Here is a 19,459-nt window from a genome sequence, read left to right as displayed (position 1 = left end):
TATCTATGAAACGATTTTTAGGCTTTGTTAAAAAAGAATTCTATCACATTCTACGAGATAGACGATCCATGTTTATCTTGTTTGGAATGCCCATTATTCAAATTATGTTATTTGGTTTTGCGATTACCAATGAAATTAATAATGTGAATATTGCCATTTTGGATAAATCAAATGATAGTGAAACCAAACAGCTAATTGCTAAAATTGACGCTTCTCATTATTTTAATATTGAACAGAAGTTGCAATCAGATAATGAAATTGAAACTGTATTTAAAAAAGGGAAAATAAAATTAGTTTTAGTCTTTGAAAAATATTTTAGTCAAAAATTAGGGAACAAAAAACGGCCTATAATTCAAATCATTTCCGACGCTACCGATCCGAATGTAGCCAATACAGCCACAAATTATGTTAATGCGATCATTCAAAATTATATTTTGGAAGAAAATCAGGGAAAAGGGCAACAGTCAGACGTAGTCATTGATTCCCGATTTTTATACAATCCCGATATGCGAAGTGTTTATACTTTTGTTCCGGGTGTAATGACCGTTATTTTAATGTTGGTTTCAGCCATGATGACTTCTATTTCAATAGCCCGGGAAAAAGAAATCGGAACTATGGAAGTTCTGTTGGTTTCGCCATTGCATCCGTTTCAGGTTATTTTAGGAAAAGTATTTCCTTATGTTTTTTTATCCATAATTAATGCAACAGTGATTGTTTCGCTTGGCGTTTTTGTTTTCGGAATGCCCATAGAAGGAAGTGTATTGCTTTTGGCTTTAGAAAGTATTTTGTTTATTGTTACCGCATTGTCACTAGGAATTTTGATTTCAACTATAGCAGAATCACAACAAACAGCCATGTTGATTTCTATGATGGGATTAATGCTTCCGGTTATTATTTTATCGGGTTTTATATTTCCGATTGCCAGTATGCCTTTACCCTTACAAATCATGAGTAATATAATTCCGGCTAAATGGTTCATTATTATTATAAAAGCGATAATGTTAAAAGGTGCATCTTTTGCATTGATATGGAAAGAGACTTTAGTTTTGCTAGGAATGACCTTGTTTTTTATTGCGTTGAGTGTTAAAAAATATAAAATCAGATTAGAGTAATGCAGGTGCTTTTTTATATCATACAGAAAGAATTCAAGCAGATTTTTAGAAATAAAGGTATGCTGCCACTGCTGTTTTTAATGCCGATAATGCAACTGGTCATACTGTCTAATGCCGCTAGTTTTGATATTAAAAATATTCAGATTGCTTTTGTTGACCACGATCATTCAAAACTATCCAGAGAATTGCAGTCAAAGTTTGAAGCTTCGCCTTATTTTAAAGTTTTTTCGGAAATGCAAACGGCAAAACAAGCCGATCTGGCAATGCAAAACGGAACTATTGATGTTATTTTAGAATTTCCATATCAGTTTGAACAAAATGTAATAAAAGACGGACTGGTTCATCTTCCCGTTCGAATCAATGCCATTGACGGAGCAACAGCCGGTGTAGAAAATGTTTATATAGCAGAAGTAATCCGTAATTTCAGTCAAAATATTTTAATGACATCTTCTTACTGGTCTGGTAGCCAATCTTCTGTTTTGAATGTAGAAACCATACCTTCTTTTTGGTATAATGAAACGCTAAATTATAAAACCTATATGGTTCCGGGAATTTTAGTATTACTGGTCACTATGCTGACATTGTTTTTGTCATCCATGAATATTGTCAGAGAAAAAGAGATAGGAACATTAGAGCAAATTAACGTGACACCGCTCAAAAAGTACCAATTCATTATTGGCAAGCTGTTTCCGTTTTGGGTCATCGGACTTATTGTGCTAACTATTGGTTTATTGATAGCTAAATTGGTTTTTGATGTTCCGATTATTGGAAATATAGGTTTAATATATTTATTTACGGCATTATATTTGTTCTTAGTTTTAGGATTAGGATTATTTGTTTCTAACAATGCTCAAACGCAACAGCAAGCCATGTTTGTAGCGTGGTTTTTTATGGTGATCTTTATTTTGATGAGCGGATTGTTTACACCAATAGACAGTATGCCCATTTGGGCTCAAAAATTTACATTGTTAAATCCTATTCGATATTTTGTTGAAATGATACGAATGGTAATGCTTAAAGGAGCCGGATGGAAAGAAATCCAACTGCATTTGGTTGTAATTTTGGTTTATGCCATCGTGGTAAATACACTAGCCGTTTTAAGTTACCGAAAGATGAACTAAAAATTAAAGTAAATTCATAAAAAAAGAATAAAATTGAAGTAGAATTTATAGAAATTTATATATTTGCTTCATTAGTTAAATGAAAAGTAGTTATAAAATTAAAAATTTAGAAAAATGAAGAAGTTGGTTTCAATGGTTGCTTTAGCAGCTTTCGTAGTAGCTCTTAATGTAAATGCTCAAGAGCCTAAACAAGAGAAAAAAACAGCTAAAACTGAAAAATCTTGTTGCGCAGATAAAAAATCTTGTAGTTCTGATAAAAAAGAAGCAAGTACTGATAAAAAAGCAGGATGTTGTGCTGCTAAAAAAGCAGAGAGCAAATAATAAACAATCTATTTATTGTATAGAATGGTTATAAAAAAGGAAGCGCTTAGCTTCCTTTTTTATTCGTATAAATCCAAACGATTTTTTAAGTAACGGACTTCTTGATCTAAAGATTCTATTTTTTCTAGCAAACTTAAAACGACTTCAATGCCTTCGTTATTAATATTCAAATCGTTTTGTAAACGTAATATTTTTTCGATTTTATACAACTGATTCTCAGAAATATATTTGGTGTTATCTTGAATAGTAATTTCAATCAATCCGAATTCTTCCAAATCCTGAATCCAACTCATTTCTACTTGATGCGTTTCACAAAATGTCTCAACGATTATTAATTCTTGTATTTCCATAATGTTATTTTTTTGATTGTTGAGCTAATTCGTTAAACAACTCTTTTTCTTTCTCGGAAAGTTGTGTTGGGATTTTAATATCGTAAGTGACATATAAATCACCAAATTCGTTTTCCTTTTTGTAAACAGGAAACCCTTTGCCTTTTAAACGGACTTTAGTTCCGTTTTGTGTTCCCGGAGCTACTTTGAGTTTCAGCGTAGTTCCATTAAAATCAGTAACGGTCGTTTCTCCTCCTAATATGGCAGTATATAAATCAAGAGTACTGGTAAGATATAAATCATGGTTAACTCTTTTAAACGGAGTAGTGTTGGAAATTGAGAAGGTAATATATAAATCTCCGTTCGGTCCACCATTAAGACCTTCACCACCATATCCTTTAATCTTAATAGTTTGTCCGTCTTCAATTCCTGCAGGAATAGTGATTCGGATACTTTTTCCGTTGACCGAAAGCTCTCTTTTATGCGTTTGAGCTGCTTCTTTTATATCCAAATTGAGTTCGGCGTTAAAATCTTGACCTTTGTATTTTGCCTGACTTCTTCGGCTTCCCGTAGCACCTTTACCGAACATGGAAGAAAAGAAATCTGAAAAATCATCGCCTTCAAAACTATAATTTCCACCTTGTCCGCCGGTATTAGCATATTGTCTTTGCTGTTGCTGCTGGTATTTTTCGTATTCTTCGCCGTGTTCCCAATCTTTTCCGTATTTGTCGTATTTTTTTCTTTTTTCAGGATCACTCAACACAGCATTGGCTTCGTTTAATTGCTGAAACTTAAGATTGGCTTCTTTGTCATTTGGGTTTAAATCGGGATGTAATTTTCGGGCTAATTTTCGGTAGGCTTTTTAATATCTTCGTCAGAGGCATTTTTGTCAACACCTAAAACTTTATAATAATCAATAAATTCCATAGAATCAGTTAATATTAATATATGTAATAAATATAGTATAAAGTTACGAAAAATCAGTTGTTGATGCAATCTCTTTTTAGTGATAAAAGTTACATTTAAAATAAAACTAATTAGCTTTTTTGATTGTTTTAAAATAGTAATTGACTAAAAATAAATAGGGTAGGGTTGATAAAATGACTTTGTATTGTAAAGAAATGACTCCGATAAATAAAAAGAAAACAACAAATAACGTGAGAATGAGAATAGCTGTTTTTTCAAGTGTAATGGAAATATCGACAAATAAACTGATACAAAGAATAAATACAGATAAAAAACTTCCTAAAACTAAGGGATGAAAAAAGTTTCCGGCGGTTAGTTTTTCAAATAAAATCGTATAAGCAATTTGGAATAAAAAAGCCGATTGTCCATGTCCCCATTCTAAGTAACAAGAGAGAAAAGAAATTAGGAGTGCAGCTTTAACTTTCATAAATTAAATAGATAATTTTCGCTTGAGTTTTAAGAAAATCAAGGCTGTAATAAAAGCATCTCCCGTAGCTGTATGGCGATCTGATTTTTTGATTTTGAAAACATCGCATAATTCATCCAAAGAAGTATGCTGGTCTTCCGGAAAATATTTTAGTTTTTGGTACATGATGTCCGTGTCCATGTATTGATTTTTTAAATGACTTAATTCTAATCGAGCTAGAGCACGATTAATCATTTCTAAATCAAAATTAGCATGATGCGCCACTAATGTTGCATCTTTGATATAATCTAAAAATCGAATAACAGCTTCAGCTTCAACTACTTTTTCTTCCTGACCTTCTTTCAAAATTCCATGAATAGGCACAGAATCAGGATTAAAAATGTCCTGCTTTACAAAAATAGTTAGTGTGTCATTAACTTTGATTTCATTGTCAATAACAGCTACCGCACCAATAGATAAAATTCGATCTTTTTTGATGTCTAAACCTGTAGTTTCACAATCAAACACAACATATCGTTTGGGATTAGATTCCGTTTTAAAGCTATCCAAATAATTTTCCCAAAATTGAGGTGCTTCTTTCTGTATTTTTTTAAACCAATTCCAATCCATAAACTATGTGAAATAAGTTAGTTGAAAACGGTTTTTAATGATCTCTTGAATTTCAGTTATAGGCTGAAAAGCATTTTTAAGTTTTACTTTATCTAATTTAGACAATTCATTTAAATTCAAATACCTACCATCATTTCCGTTTCGTAATCCTTCTTCGGTTCTAAAATTCAAAAGCTCTAAAAAAGCTTCGGCACAAGCTTCATAAACAGCAGCATTTTGTGGCTCGTGTTCGGCTAATTTCATAAATCGAAAAGCGGTATTATCATTGTTTCTGATTCTGCATTGAATAGCCAAAAGTCTTGCAGCATCGACTAAAGGAACCAAACCTCGTGCTTTAATATCAAAAGTATCTTTATGTTCGCCGTCGCTTTCCACTAAAAACTGGCGAAAGAATCCTAACGGAGCAGGATTTTTCAAAGCATCAGCACCTAAATAAGCATAAAACAGATTATTGTCTTCTGTTTCACCGAAAACCACATTCGATATTTCATTAATCAAAGATTCTTCGCCATAAACATAATCATAATCGAAAAATATAGTACACATTAAAATACCTCTTTCACCCGGACTTTGGATCCAGCCTTTAAATTGACTTTTCCATTCGCTAATAGATTTACACCATTGTGGATTGCTCGCCATCATATCGGCAGGGCAGTAGGCATAGCCAATCTTGTTAAGTCCCTTAGTGACTTTGGCTGCTAATTCTAAAAAATATTTCTTTACATCATCGTAACGTTCGTCTTCAACATCTTCAAAAACTAAAGCATTGTCCTGATCTGTAAGTAATAATTGCTCTTTTCGTCCTTGACTACCAATGTTAAACCAAGCAAATTTTGCCGGTGGAGGTGTTTCCATTTTAGCAATAGATAAATCAATCAGACGTTCTAAAATAGCATTGTTGATTTCACCGGTAAGCGAACAAATATGTTGAATGGGAATATTACTATCCATAGAACTCTGAATTAAATCAGATAATTTCTCGCGAATAGCTTTTAAATCTTTTGTTTTTTCGGCTCTGCGTGATTGACGTAATAACACACCGGGATTATTAGCTTGTGCAACGACAACATCATGTTCCGAAATGATTCCCGTAATTTCTGTTAAGTTAGAACCGTCTTTGGTCACACATAAATGACCAACATTGTGTTTCAGCATCATCATTTGCGCTTCCGCTATCGATAAATTTTCAGGTACGGTAATAACAGGTGCCGACATAATCTGATTTACTGTTACATCAATATTGAACAATCCGGTTGCAATTTTAGAACGTAAATCTTTATCTGTTACAATCCCAACAGGTAAGCGGTTTTCATGAATAATAATACTTCCTATTTTTCGGCTTGACATCGTTTGTGCAACAAATTTTACAATATCGGTTGCAGAAGCAGTTATTGGATTTTTAGTATAATTAATAGGCTGATAATACTGAATCTCATTTTTCTGTTCATCATAAATTACATTTTCAGAGATCAATTTTCCTTTATTTTTTTTGTCCAAAGGATTTCGGGTATTAGAAGCAAAACTTTGCAATAAAAAATCCAAAACACCTGAATTTTTCATTACAACCGGACGAAAAACTTCAATAGGAATTGCATATACAATGCTTTCTTCACGAGCTTTTGCAGTCATTAAATAGTTGTCTTTGGCAAAGAAAGGTCTCAAGCCTAGAATGTCACCTTCATCACATTTATCTATAAGTACATCATCGGTATCAGAACTAACGGAAAGCCCTACAGCTCCGGAAGCTACTACATAAAAGCTACTGTGAATAGTATCATTAACATGAAAAAGAATCTGATTTTTCTCTAAATATAAAACAGAACAGTTTTGAGCAACTTCTAATAAATCTGAGAAACCAATTTCAGAAAAAGGATGAAATTGTTTTAAAAAATCGGCAATTCTTTCAGCGATAGGGTTTTTCATTATTTATAGTATATGTTATCAAATTTAATAATAATTATTAAAAATAGTTAAAGTGTGGTAAAATTTACTATATGTTAAATTAAAATGAATTTACTGTTGCTAATATTGAATAATATATATTTTTTTCTATTTATTTTTATTTAGTATTGATTTTTAAAAAAAAGTGTTACATTTGTGTAATCGATTACAATATGAATTATGAAAACAAACTTTAGTTTTAGATACGCATCAAATCCAAATGATGCAAAAGCTTACGACACAGAAAGATTAAGAACGGAATTTTTAATTGAAACTATTTTCTCTAAAAATGAGATTAATTTGGTGTATTCTATGTATGATCGTTACATCGTTGGTGGTGTTATGCCGGTTAAAGAAAATCTACAATTAGAAACAATACCTTATTTAAAATCAGCGTATTTTTTAGAAAGAAGAGAGCTTGGTGTAATTAATGTTGGTGGAAAAGGTACGGTAACTGTTGATGGAACGGTTTACGAATTAGATAAGAAAGAAGCTTTGTATGTAGGAATGGGCGCTAAAGAAGTTGTGTTTTCAAGTGTAGAAGAAAATCCGGCTTTGTTTTACATCAATTCTGCTCCGGCTCATACAGCTTTTCCAACGACTAAAGTAACTAAAGAGAATGCAGAAATCGTTCACATGGGCGATACTAACTATTCTAACAAACGAATTATCAATAAATTGTTAGTAAATAGTGTGGTGAAAACATGTCAGTTACAAATGGGATTAACCGAATTGTTACCGGGAAATGTTTGGAATACAATGCCGGCGCACACGCACAATAGAAGAATGGAAGCGTATTTCTATTTTGATTTAGAAGCAGGACAAACTATTTCTCACTTTATGGGTGAACCTCAAAATACACGTCACATTTTTATGCAAAATCATCAAGCGGTATTATCTCCGGAATGGTCAATTCACTCGGGAGCGGGTACTTCTAACTATTCTTTTATTTGGGGAATGGCGGGTGAGAATTTAGACTACAGCGATATGGATATTTGTGCACCAAACGAATTAAGATAAACCATGAATTTATTTGATCTTTCAGGAAAAAATGCCATGATTACCGGTGGAACACACGGACTAGGTATGGCAATTGCAGAAGCTTTGGCGCAAGCAGGAGCACAGTTGATAATTACAGGTACTACTCCAAGTAAAATGGAAGATGCTATTGCCTATTATCAATCAAAAGGATATCAGGCAAAAGGTTATCTTTTTGATGTGACCAATGAAGAAGATGCTGCGAGAAATGTAGAATTGATTACTAACGAAATTGGAAATATCGATATTTTGGTGAACAACGCCGGAATCATCATGAGAGAACCTGCAATTTCTATGGCAGTTAGCGATTTTAGAAAAGTGGTTGATGTTGATTTAGTGGGACCTTTTATTATGTCTCAATTGGTTGCTAAACAAATGATTGAACGTCGCGAAGGTAAGATTATCAATATTTGTTCGATGATGAGCGAATTGGGTCGAAACACCGTTTCGGCTTATGCTGCGGCAAAAGGAGGATTGAAAATGTTGACGAGAAATTTAGCTACAGAATGGGCTAAATACAATATTCAAGTTAACGGAATTGGTCCGGGATATTTTGCGACTTCACAAACAGCGCCTATTCGCGTAGACGGACATCCTTTTAACGAATTCATTATCAATAGAACACCGGCAGCTCGTTGGGGTGATCCCGAAGATTTAGCAGGAACCGCAATTTTCTTGGCTTCTAAGGCAAGTAATTTTGTAAACGGTCAAATTGTATATGTCGATGGTGGAATCTTAGCGACCATTGGTAAACCTTCAAACGAACAATAAAACATGAAAACGAATTTTATACACGATAATTTCCTTTTGGAAAACCAATATGCTGAAGAATTATTTCATAATTACAGCAAAAATCTCCCTATTATTGATTACCACAACCATTTATCGCCAAAATTTATTGCGGAAGATAAAGTGTTTAACTCTATAACAGATGTTTGGATTAATGGAGATCATTACAAATGGAGAGCGATGAGAACCTTTGGTGTAAACGAAAAGTTTATTACCGGCGATGCTTCCGATAAGGATAAGTTCATGCAATGGGGAAAAACAGTTCCTTACACTATGCGTAATCCGTTGTTTCATTGGACGCATTTAGAATTGGCTCGTTATTTTGACGAATTCGAATTGTTGAACGAAAAATCAGCAGAGCGAATTTTTGATGAAACATCGGCTAAAGTTAATTCATCGGACTATTCGTGTCAAAATTTATTGAAAAAAGCTAATGCAGAAGTAGTCTGTACTACGGAAGATCCTACAGATGATTTAGTGTATCATAAACAATTACATAAAAGTGAATTTTTTGTTAAGGTAAGTACTTCATTTAGACCTGATAAAGCGATCTTAATTCAACAAAAAGATTATAATGATTATATTAATTTGTTAGGCGAAGTTTCTGGTTTGGAAATCAGTACTTTTGACGGTCTATGTGAAGCGCTATCAAAACGTATTCAATACTTCAACGAAAATGGTTGCAAACTTTCGGATCACGGTTTAGAAAACATCTTTTTCGAACCTTTTTCCCAACAGGAAGTAAACGCTATTTTCGCTAAAAAGAGAAATAATGAAGCAATTTCTAATGAAGAAGCTTTAAAATTCCAAAGTGCTATTTTGTTATTCTTGTGCGAAACGTACCATACGTACGGTTGGATTCAACAGTTTCACTTAGGTGCTTTACGTAACAATAATGCTAGAATGCATCGCATTTTAGGACCGGATACCGGTTGGGATTCAATCGGAGATTTTTCGCAAGCGCAAAAATTGTCTGCTTTCTTAAATGCTTTGGATACCAAAGATAAATTGACAAAAACTATTTTATACAACTTAAATCCTGCTGATAACGAAGTTTTAGCTACTATGATTGGAAATTTCAACGATGGAAGCGTAAAAGGAAAAGTTCAGTTTGGATCGGGTTGGTGGTTTTTAGATCAAAAAGACGGAATGACTAAACAATTGAATGCGTTGTCAAACATGAGTTTGTTAAGTTGTTTTGTGGGAATGTTGACCGATTCTAGAAGTTTCTTGTCTTTCCCACGTCATGAGTATTTCCGTCGTGTGTTGTGTAACTTAATTGGTGACGAAATCAAAAGAGGGGAATTGCCAAATGATATGGAATTCATCGGAAAAATAGTTTCTGACATCAGTTATTATAACGCAAAAGAATATTTTAATTTTTAAGATTTAATATTTTTATGAATTTAAGCCATCTTTTAAAAGAACAATCAGATACTTGTTGGGAAGTTGTTTCTGAATCAATAGAAAAAAAGGTTGTAGGATATTGCGAAAACCTAACGTTACAAATGATTCGTTACAAAAAAGGAGGTATTGAATTAGGTAAAGTAACAAACCAAACTAAAGTTGCATTTGTGAGCGAAGGAACTTTTGAGATTAATATGAAAGGAACTAAAAAGATCTTGCAAAAAGGAGATTCGTTCTTGGTTCCTTCGTATTTAACACATGAAGTAAAGTGCATTGACGACGGCGTTTTAGTAAACGTATGTTCTCATAATGCTCATTTTGACACTTTAGATAATTATTAATACACGAATAAAAATGAATAAAGTTGTTGCATTTGGCGAAATCATGTTACGCCTTTCAACGGAAAGACATTTGCGATTTGGACAATCTCAATCGTTTGTAGCTACCTATGGCGGCGGAGAGTTCAATGTTGCTGTTTCATTGGCTAATTACGGCGTTGAAGCGGAATTTGTTACTCGAATTCCCGATAACGAAATTGGCCATTGTGCCCTGAGAGAAATGCAAAAAATGAATGTAGGTTCAAAAAATGTTCTTTTAGGTGGCGATAGATTAGGCGTTTATTTTTTAGAAACAGGTGCCGGAAATCGCGGAAGTAACGTAGTTTATGACAGAGCTAATAGTGCTATTGCAACCGTTGAAAAAGGTGCTTTCGATTGGGAGAAAATTTTCGAAGGCAAAACTTGGTTTCATTGGAGCGGAATTACAGCAGCTATTTCTCAAAATGCAGCCGATGAATGTTTAAGAGCTATCCAAATTGCACATAAATTAGGTTTAACTATTTCTTGCGATTTAAATTATCGTTCAAAATTGTGGAAATATGGCAAGGAACCAAAGGATGTAATGCCGGAAATGTTGAAATATTGCCATGTGATTTTAGGTGATATTGATACGGCTTATTTCATGTTAGGTTTGGATAAAGTAGCTCCGGATTATACAAATGAAGCGTCACTTCCTTCTTTATACGGGAAATTACAAGAATTTTGCACCGATTTAAAGATTGCTGCAACAACACTACGTTATTCGGTTAATGCATCCCATCAACGTATTGGCGGTGTTTTATTTGACGGAAGTAAATTATTTACAGCTGCAGTACGAGAAGTGCATCCGGTTGTCGATAGAGTAGGAACTGGTGATGCTTTTATGGGCGGATTGTTATACAGTTTAATCAGTCAACCTAATGATTTACAACGCGCTTTAGATTTTGCTGTAGCGGCTTGTTGTTTGAAACACACTATTGTAGGCGACTATAATTTGGTCACTTTGCAAGAAATTGAAAATAGTATCGGAGGAAACTCTTCAGGATTAGTATCAAGATAAGAAAAGTACAAAAATGAATAAAGTTCAAAAAGTATCAGAAGCAATCGTGAAACAAGGGGTTCTTCCTTTGTATTTCAACGCTGATGAAAATGTAACTATAGAAATATTACGAGCCATTTATCGTGGTGGAATTAGAGCTGTAGAATATACGAATAGAGGAAATGAGGCTTTTGCCAATTTCACCAAAATGATCGAAGTACGAAACGCTGAAATGCCCGATATGTTATTAGGAATTGGAACCATTAAAAACCTTGACCAAGCCAAACAATATTTCAACGCGGGTGCTGATTTTTTTATCAGTCCGGGTTTTGTACCGGAAGTAGCAGCGTTTTTAATTAGCAACAAGATTTTGTACAGTCCGGGATGTATGACACCAACCGATATTATTGCTGCTGAAAATGCAGGAGTAACGTTCATTAAATTGTTCCCAGGAAATGTTTTGGGTCCGGGATTTATGAGCGCTGTTAAAGACGTTTTTCCAAAATTGTTATTCATGCCAACAGGTGGTGTAGATACCACGCAAGAAAGCATTGAAAGTTGGTTTAACGCTGGTGTTTCGGCAGTAGGAATGGGAAGCAAATTAATCAGTAAAAAATTAATGCAAGATAAAGACTATAATACTATTGAGGTGGAAACCCAAAAAGTACTGGCTTTAGTCAAGTCAATCAAACAAAAATAAAAATAAATAAAACTTCAATTCTATTTTTCTAGGATTGATTACCAAAAACAACAAGAATATGAGTCATTCAACGCCAAAACCTGTAACTAATTTTAGATGGGCAATTTGCGGTCTTTTGTTTGTTGCAACTACAATAAATTATTTAGATCGACAAGTACTTTCATTAACTTGGAAAGATTTTATTGCACCTGAATTTCATTGGACTAACAACGATTACGGAAATATTACCGCTTTATTTTCAATATTTTATGCGGTTTCTTTATTATTCGCAGGTCGTTTTGTAGATTTTATGGATACTAAAAAAGGGTTCCTTTGGGCAATCGGAATTTGGTCAGTCGGAGCTTGTTTACATGCTTTTGCCGGTATTGCAACTTCAGGTTACATCACAGGTCATTGGTTTGTTGGTTTTGAAGGTGCAAAAGAAATGATTAAAATGGTGAATGATACTGGTTTAGTGATTTCTGTGAGTGTTACCTTATTCATTTTTGCTCGTTTTGTGTTGGCTTTAGGTGAAGCCGGAAATTTCCCTGCAGCTATTAAAACAACAGCCGAATATTTTCCGAAGAAAGATAGAGCTTTTTCAACGAGTATTTTCAATGCAGGAGCAACAGTTGGAGCTTTGGCAGCACCAGTTACAATTCCTTTTATTGCTGAAGCTTACGGTTGGGAAATGGCTTTTATTATCATTGGAGCATTAGGATTTATTTGGATGGGATTTTGGGTTTTTATGTATGAAAAGCCAGAAAAGAATCCGAAAGTGAGTCCTTCAGAATTAGAATATATTCAACAAGATGCTATTTCAGACAGTAAAATTGAAGGTTATGTTCCGGAAACGGCAACCAAAGTTTCTCTGGCAGATTGTTTCAAATACAAACAAACATGGGCATTTGCTTTCGGTAAATTTATGACCGATGGCGTTTGGTGGTTCTTCTTATTTTGGACGCCAGCTTATTTAAGTTCTGTTTACAACATGGATTCTACACAAGCGGCATTTCCATTATTTGTTTTATACATGATTACTTTGGTTTCAATCGTAGGAGGTTGGTTACCAACATATTTTGTGGAGAAAAAAGGAATGAATCCGTATGAAGGTCGAATGAAAGCCATGTTAATTTTTGCATTTTTTCCTTTGTTAGCTTTGGTGGCGCAACCTTTAGGACATTTTACGTATTGGATTCCGGTAATTATCATCGGAATTGCGGGAGCAGCTCACCAAGCTTGGTCAGCCAATATTTTCACGACGGTAGGCGATATGTTTCCTAAAAAAGCGATTGCTACAGTTACAGGAATTGGTGGTTTAGCCGGTGGATTAGGTTCAACATTAATCAACAAAGGTTCGGGAGTTTTGTTCGATTTTAGCGAAAATACCAACATGTCATTCATGGGATTCCACGGAATTGAAGCCGGATATTTCATCATCTTCTCCATTTGTGCCGTTTGTTATTTAATTGGTTGGACCGTAATGAAAACTTTAGTTCCAAAATATAGCCCAATATCAGATTTATAAAAAAAGAATTTCAATTATTTCATTGATAATGTTATGAAAAAACTAAATAGAGAAAATACAGGATTAACGGAATTGTTACCTATTAAAGTGGTACAGTTTGGTGAAGGAAACTTTTTGAGAGCTTTCGTAGATTATGCTTTTCAACAGTTGAATAAAACCGTAGATTTTAATGCGGGCGTTGCAGTGGTTCAGCCGTTAGCTAATGGTTTAGTTCCTATGTTAAACGACCAAGACGGTTTGTATACGTTATTTTTAAACGGTGTAAAAAAAGGAGAAAAAATTCAAGATATCGAATTGGTTTCCAATATCGTAAAAGGAATCAATCCGTACAGTAATTTTGAGGATTATTTGAAATTGGCACACGAAGAATCGCTTGAGTTTATCATTTCTAATACTACCGAAGCAGGTATCGAATTTATTGAAACTGATACGGTAGATATGACTCCGCCACAAGCATTTCCTGCAAAATTAACCGTATTGTTATTAGAGCGTTTCAAACATTTTAATGGCGATGCTTCAAAAGGATTGACAATTATTCCTTGTGAGTTAATTAATTATAATTCAGATACTTTAAAAGAAATTATCTTGAAATATATTGCCCTATGGAATTTAGGTCAAGAATTCGAAAATTGGATTTTAAACGCTTGTACGTTCCATAATACTTTGGTTGACCGAATTGTTCCGGGATATCCAAAAGACGAAATTGAAAGCTACAACAGCAAATTAGATTACCAAGACAATTTAATCGTTACGGCTGAACCTTTCTTTTTGTGGGTAATTGAAGGCGATGACAAATTGAAAGAGAAATTACCGTTCCATAAAACTAATTTGGATGTAAAAATTGTAGCCGATATGCAACCATACAGAACGCGTAAAGTTCGTATTTTGAACGGAGCGCACACAGCTATGGTGCCGTTTTCATTGATGTACGGAAATGAAACGGTAAGAGAAACGATTGAAAATCCGTTTACGTTTCAGTTTGTGAATACCTTAATGTTTGACGAAATCAATGAAACTTTAGACATGGATAGAGCAGAACTAGAAAGCTTTACCAATGAAGTTTTGGATCGTTTCAGAAATCCATTTATCAAACACTTGTTGTCTGACATCGCTTTAAATACGATTTCCAAGTTTAAAGTTCGTGTGTTACCAAGTTTATTACAATATCAGACTAAATTCAGTAAATTACCATTGAACTTAACCTTTGCTTTTGCTTGTATGATTCGTTTTTACAAAGGCGAATGGAACAATGGAAAATTACCAATTAAAGATAATACAGAAATTGTTGAATTTTTCAATCAGTTTTGGCAAGAGAATAACAACGGAAAGCCATTGACCGTTATATTAAAAAATGAAGAATTTTGGGATCAAGATTTGACTAAAATTGAAGGTTTACAAGCCGCTTTAGAATTTGCATTGGACCAAATTGAAGCCAATGGTTTAGAACAAGCCTATCAAAATTTTATAAACGAATTTAAAGCATAACACCATGAGCGAGTTGAAGAAAGTATTGAAAGTGCATCCTGCCGATAATGTATTGGTAGTGTTACTTGATTTGAATGCAGGAGATCAGGTAGTTTTTGAAGGAGAAGATGTTCAGTTAAAAACAGATGCCAAAGCAAAACATAAAATTGCCTTAGTCGATTTTAACGAAGGCGATAGCATTATTATGTATGGCGTTTTAATTGGAAAAGCTTCTCAAAAAATTGAAAAAGGAGCGGTTTTAACGACAGCTAATGTAAAACACCAAAGCCAAAAAGTGAAAGAAAAAGAATCTTTTCCTAATTGGTTAGCACCAGATGTTTCAAAATGGCAAGATAAAACGTTTATGGGGTATCATCGTCCTGACGGTCAGGTGGGAACCAAAAATGTTTGGTTATTTTTTCCATTGGTTTTTTGCGAAAACAAAAATATTGAGCGTTTAAAAGAAGTGTTCGAAAAAGAACTTTTGGCACCAAAAACAGATCAATATCAATTATTGTTGCGTTCTTTGGTTAACGGAAATGAAGAAGTAGAACAATCACATAAAAAACAATCTGTTTTTGAAAATATTGAAGTGAAATTCATCATGCACCAAGGCGGTTGTGGTGGAATTCGCCAAGATTCTGAAAGTTTAGCGCGTTTGTTAGCAGGTTATGTGAACAATCCGAATGTTGCCGGAGCTACAGTTTTAAGTTTGGGTTGTCAAAATCTTCAAATTTCGATCTTCAAACAAGCATTGGAAGAAATCAATCCGAATAGCAGCAAAGAAGTACTGATTTATGAACAACAACAAATGGGAACCGTTGATAATATGTTGCAAACTATTATCAAAGATTCGTATGAAGCAATTAAGAGAGCTAATGATATTCAGCGTCAACCAGCACCGCTTTCTAAGTTGAAAGTTGGTTTAGAATGTGGTGGTTCTGATGGTTTTTCAGGTATTTCGGCGAATCCGGTTTTAGGTCATGTTTCCGATTTATTAGTGGCTTTAGGCGGAACGAGCATTCTTTCTGAATTTCCGGAATTATGTGGAGTAGAGCAGGAGTTGGTTAACCGTTGTGTGGACGAACAAAAAGCGGATAAGTTTTTGAAATTGATGAAAGATTTCGAAAATTCAGTAGTTGCTGCAGGTTCAGGTTTCGATATGAATCCGTCACCAGGAAATATTAAAGATGGTTTAATTACTGATGCTATGAAATCGGCTGGAGCAGCTAAAAAAGGCGGAACTTCACCCGTTGTTGACGTGTTAGATTATGGAGAATATGTAACTCAAAACGGATTAAACTTGTTGTGTACACCAGGAAATGATGTGGAAAGTACAACGGCAATGGTAGGTTCGGGAGCCAATTTAGTGTTGTTCACTACAGGATTAGGAACCCCAACAGGAAATCCAATTGCTCCGGTTGTTAAAGTTTCTTCAAATTCGGTTTTAGCTAATAAAATGAATGATATTATTGATATCGATACAGGTTCGGTTATCAGTGGCCAACAGACTATTGATGAAGCAGGGGAAGCTTTACTAGATTATATTATTGATGTAGCAAGTGGAACTGTTTTACCGAAAGCAAGTATTTTAGAACAAGACGATTTTATTCCTTGGAAACGTGGAGTTTCCTTGTAATAGACGTAAATTTGGTTAATTTAAGAAAGGCACTTTGTTTAAAGTGCCTTTTTTTATTTTTTGGAAGATTTTCTAATAATGAGTTCAGGTTCTAAAACAACTTTTTTCTCAATTCGTGCCTTTGAATTGTTGTTTATTTGCTCTAAAAAGACTTTTGCAGTATGTTTTCCCATTTCTAAAGGAAACTGATCTACCGTACTAATCGATAACTCCATGAATTTTGTAAAAGGTTCGTTACTGAATCCAATAACAGAAAAGTCACTTGGGATTTTAATATTTTTAGCTTTCAGTTCTTGAATAGCGCCTAAAGCAGCAAAATCACTCGAAGAAAATACAGCATGTGGCTGGTTTTCAAGACTTAATAACTTAAGAATATTAGTTTTTCCGGCTTCAATTGAACTTCGCGTATTGATTACATAATCTTCTATGTAATCGATTCCATTGTCCAATAATGCTTGTTTATAGCCAGAAAAACGATCTTTAAAAATTTCAATATTTAAATCCCCGGAAAAGTGTGCTATTCTGGTGCATCCGGTTTTAATTAAATGATTGGTAGCTTTATATCCGGCTTCAAAGTCATTGATAGTCACTGAGCTAACATTTTTAATGTTCTTGGTTCTATCGAAAAAGATTAAAGGAACTTCTTTTTTTAAAACACGATCAAACACTTTACTATCACTACTTGAAGTAGAAATTAATATTCCATCAACTTGTGAATTGAGCAAAGCTTCAATATTAGAAACTTCTTTTTCTTCCAAGCCATCTGTTTGGCAGATAATTACGTGATATCCATGTGGATTCAATTCTTCTTCAATGCCTCTGATCACTGAACCGAAAAAATTACTGTCAATTCTAGGAACAATAACTCCCACATTATGACTTTTACCACTTTTTAAAGCCAAAGCAAGCTTATTTTGTTCATAATTCATTTTCTGAGCAGTATTTAAAACAAGCTCTCGTGTGGATTCACTGATATGAGGATTGTTATTTAAAGCTCTGGAAACGGTTGCAGCGGTGATATTTAACTCTTTAGCAATATCATAAATAGTAACTTTTCTTTTCATTTTTTGAAATAAACGGTAAAACAAATGTAACAAAAGCTTTTTAATGTAATAAACTTACATTAAAAAAAGATGTTTTTTTAAATTCATTGAGAATAATATAATTTTTAATATTTTTTTTTATTTATAACAAAAAAAATTTGCGTATATATTTTGCTTTATATATTTTTGGTAATCGATTACATTATCTTAATATTTAATTATGAAGAAAAATACGATTCTTGCCTTTGCAATTACATGTTCTCTTTTTTTAGGAGCATGTACCGAATCAAAAGGAGAAAAAGAGGAGACTGAAAAAACAGAAATTGTTTCTCAAGAAAAAAATCCTTGGGGAGATACTTATGAAGCGTTGAATAGTTTAAAAGAACCCGATTTTAAACAAGACAAATTTAATATTACTAAATATGGTGCAGTTGCTGACGGAGAAACTTTAGCAACAGAAGCTTTTAAAAAAGCTATTAAAGCAGCTTCAGAAAATGGTGGCGGGATAGTAATTGTACCTAGTGGAAAATTTTTAACAGGACCTATCCATTTGGAAAGTAATGTTTGTTTGCATTTAGAGGATGGTTCTGAAATTCTTTTTAGCAAAAATGTAAACGATTTTTTACCTCTAGTTACTACATCGTTTGAGGGATTGGAAGTGATGAATTATTCACCTTTAATTTATGCTTATAATAAGAAAAATATTGCAATTACAGGAAATGGTGTTTTGAACGGTCAAGCGAATAAAGAAAATTGGTGGCCATGGAAAGGAGCAACTTCTGAAGGAGGAATGTACGGTTTTAAAGAAGGGATGCCATCGCAAAAAGATAGCTTAAACTTACCGACTTTAATGAAAATGGCTGATGAAAATGTAGCTGTTGAAAAAAGAGTCTTTGGTAACGGACATTATTTAAGACCTAACTTTATTGAACCTTTTAATTGTGAAAATATATTAATAAAAGGAGTTAAAATTGTAAATGCACCGTTTTGGATAATTCATCCTTATAAATGTACAAATGTAATTGTTGATGGAGTAACAGTAGAAAGTCATGGACCAAATAATGACGGTTGTGATCCGGAATATTCTAAAAATGTAGTGATTAAGAACTGTGTATTTAATACAGGAGATGATTGTATTGCTATTAAAGCAGGTCGTGATAATGAAGGACGTAGAACAGCTATTCCTAGTGAAAATATTTTAGTAAAAGATTGTAAAATGATTGATGGACATGGTGGTGTTGTGATTGGAAGTGAAATGTCTGCCGGAGTTAAAAATGTATATGTCGAGGATTGTGAAATGGATAGCCCGAATTTAGAAAGAGTAATTCGTATTAAAACCAATACAAGAAGAGGCGGAGTAGTTGACGGAGTTTATGCAAGAAACCTAAATATAGGTACAGTTAGAGAATCAGTTCTTAAGATTAATATGCATTATGCCATTTATGGAGATCAAACAGGTGAATTTGTTCCGGAAATTAGAAATGTTTTATTAGAAAACATAACAGTAAAAGACGGAGGTAAATATGCCATAATGGCTTTAGGTCATGAAAAATCACCGATTCAAAATGTGACCTTTAAAAACGTAACTATAGATAAAGTACAGGAAGGATATAAATTAGAATATATAGAAAATCTGAACATTATAAATACAAAAATAAATAACTAACACCTAACTAAAAACGACAATAAA

At 33.7% G+C, this 19,459-nt stretch carries 18 protein-coding genes and 1 pseudogene; 13 read left to right on the top strand and 6 right to left on the bottom strand.

What is annotated here, in order from left to right:
- Positions 1-5 precede the first annotated feature (5 nt).
- The 3 genes from ACUSJC_RS06345 to ACUSJC_RS06335 all read left to right on the top strand — a co-directional run bounded on the left by ACUSJC_RS06345 (position 6) and on the right by ACUSJC_RS06335 (position 2,554).
- Positions 6-1,112: an ABC transporter permease gene (locus ACUSJC_RS06345; protein ID WP_449268718.1), complete on the top strand. Its 1,107-nt coding sequence runs from the start codon at positions 6-8 to the stop codon at positions 1,110-1,112.
- Entirely contained in the window at positions 1,112-2,233 is a 1,122-nt protein-coding gene (locus ACUSJC_RS06340; RefSeq protein WP_449268717.1) for an ABC transporter permease, read from the top strand. The genes ACUSJC_RS06345 and ACUSJC_RS06340 overlap by 1 nt, the downstream gene beginning before the upstream one ends.
- A gap of 114 nt (positions 2,234-2,347) precedes the next feature.
- Positions 2,348-2,554, top strand: coding sequence for a hypothetical protein (locus ACUSJC_RS06335; RefSeq protein ID WP_449268716.1), 207 nt, complete (start codon positions 2,348-2,350; stop codon positions 2,552-2,554).
- Positions 2,555-2,613: 59 nt separating this feature from the next.
- Here the strand turns inward: ACUSJC_RS06335 and ACUSJC_RS06330 are convergent, their stop codons facing one another.
- The 5 genes and pseudogenes from ACUSJC_RS06330 to ACUSJC_RS06310 form a co-directional block, all read right to left on the bottom strand.
- Positions 2,614-2,904 carry a chaperone modulator CbpM gene (locus tag ACUSJC_RS06330; protein WP_449268715.1) on the bottom strand — a complete coding sequence of 97 codons (291 nt, stop codon included), beginning with the start codon at positions 2,902-2,904 and terminating at the stop codon, positions 2,614-2,616.
- Between the two features lie 4 nt (positions 2,905-2,908).
- Positions 2,909-3,810: pseudogene (locus ACUSJC_RS06325) on the bottom strand (DnaJ C-terminal domain-containing protein).
- 106 nt (positions 3,811-3,916) lie between these two features.
- Positions 3,917-4,276 (bottom strand): hypothetical protein, encoded by a 360-nt coding sequence (locus tag ACUSJC_RS06320; protein WP_449268714.1) that lies wholly within the window; start codon positions 4,274-4,276, stop codon positions 3,917-3,919.
- A gap of 3 nt (positions 4,277-4,279) precedes the next feature.
- A complete protein-coding gene (locus tag ACUSJC_RS06315) occupies positions 4,280-4,885 on the bottom strand; it encodes a 3'-5' exonuclease (protein ID WP_449268713.1) in 606 nt (201 codons plus the stop codon).
- A 3-nt stretch (positions 4,886-4,888) separates the two neighbouring features.
- Complete coding sequence (locus ACUSJC_RS06310) at positions 4,889-6,808, bottom strand: DUF294 nucleotidyltransferase-like domain-containing protein (protein WP_449268712.1); 1,920 nt, start codon at positions 6,806-6,808, stop codon at positions 4,889-4,891.
- Between the two features lie 198 nt (positions 6,809-7,006).
- Here ACUSJC_RS06310 and kduI point away from each other — a divergent pair, with 198 nt between their 5' ends.
- From kduI to ACUSJC_RS06265, 9 genes are read left to right on the top strand one after another with little or no spacing between them, the layout of a single operon-like run.
- Complete coding sequence (gene kduI, locus ACUSJC_RS06305) at positions 7,007-7,846, top strand: 5-dehydro-4-deoxy-D-glucuronate isomerase (RefSeq protein WP_449268711.1); 840 nt, start codon at positions 7,007-7,009, stop codon at positions 7,844-7,846.
- Between the two features lie 3 nt (positions 7,847-7,849).
- On the top strand, positions 7,850-8,635 hold the full coding sequence (locus ACUSJC_RS06300) for a gluconate 5-dehydrogenase (protein WP_449268710.1): 786 nt from the start codon (positions 7,850-7,852) through the stop codon (positions 8,633-8,635).
- A 3-nt stretch (positions 8,636-8,638) separates the two neighbouring features.
- Complete coding sequence (uxaC, locus tag ACUSJC_RS06295) at positions 8,639-10,039, top strand: glucuronate isomerase (protein ID WP_449268709.1); 1,401 nt, start codon at positions 8,639-8,641, stop codon at positions 10,037-10,039.
- Between the two features lie 14 nt (positions 10,040-10,053).
- A complete protein-coding gene (locus tag ACUSJC_RS06290; RefSeq protein WP_449268708.1) occupies positions 10,054-10,401 on the top strand; it encodes a cupin domain-containing protein in 348 nt (115 codons plus the stop codon).
- A gap of 13 nt (positions 10,402-10,414) precedes the next feature.
- The gene (locus tag ACUSJC_RS06285; protein WP_449268707.1) at positions 10,415-11,437 is read left to right on the top strand and encodes a PfkB family carbohydrate kinase; all 1,023 of its coding nucleotides are present in this window, start codon (positions 10,415-10,417) and stop codon (positions 11,435-11,437) included.
- A gap of 13 nt (positions 11,438-11,450) precedes the next feature.
- On the top strand, positions 11,451-12,116 hold the full coding sequence (locus ACUSJC_RS06280; protein ID WP_449268706.1) for a bifunctional 4-hydroxy-2-oxoglutarate aldolase/2-dehydro-3-deoxy-phosphogluconate aldolase: 666 nt from the start codon (positions 11,451-11,453) through the stop codon (positions 12,114-12,116).
- A gap of 58 nt (positions 12,117-12,174) precedes the next feature.
- Positions 12,175-13,623, top strand: a complete 1,449-nt coding sequence (locus ACUSJC_RS06275) for an MFS transporter (protein WP_449268705.1) — start codon at positions 12,175-12,177, stop codon at positions 13,621-13,623.
- Positions 13,624-13,656: 33 nt separating this feature from the next.
- The gene (locus ACUSJC_RS06270; protein ID WP_449268704.1) at positions 13,657-15,108 is read left to right on the top strand and encodes a tagaturonate reductase; all 1,452 of its coding nucleotides are present in this window, start codon (positions 13,657-13,659) and stop codon (positions 15,106-15,108) included.
- A gap of 4 nt (positions 15,109-15,112) precedes the next feature.
- Positions 15,113-16,726, top strand: coding sequence for a UxaA family hydrolase (locus ACUSJC_RS06265; RefSeq protein ID WP_449268703.1), 1,614 nt, complete (start codon positions 15,113-15,115; stop codon positions 16,724-16,726).
- A 53-nt stretch (positions 16,727-16,779) separates the two neighbouring features.
- Here ACUSJC_RS06265 and ACUSJC_RS06260 read toward each other — a convergent pair whose 3' ends face one another.
- Positions 16,780-17,790 (bottom strand): LacI family DNA-binding transcriptional regulator, encoded by a 1,011-nt coding sequence (locus ACUSJC_RS06260; RefSeq protein ID WP_449268702.1) that lies wholly within the window; start codon positions 17,788-17,790, stop codon positions 16,780-16,782.
- Between the two features lie 199 nt (positions 17,791-17,989).
- On the opposite strand from ACUSJC_RS06260, the gene ACUSJC_RS06255 reads away from it, so the two are divergent.
- Positions 17,990-19,435, top strand: coding sequence for a glycoside hydrolase family 28 protein (locus tag ACUSJC_RS06255; protein ID WP_449268701.1), 1,446 nt, complete (start codon positions 17,990-17,992; stop codon positions 19,433-19,435).
- The last annotated feature ends 24 nt before the right edge of the window (positions 19,436-19,459 follow it).

Source organism: Flavobacterium sp. U410, from assembly GCF_053570605.1.
This window is presented reverse-complemented; position numbering and strand designations above follow the sequence as displayed.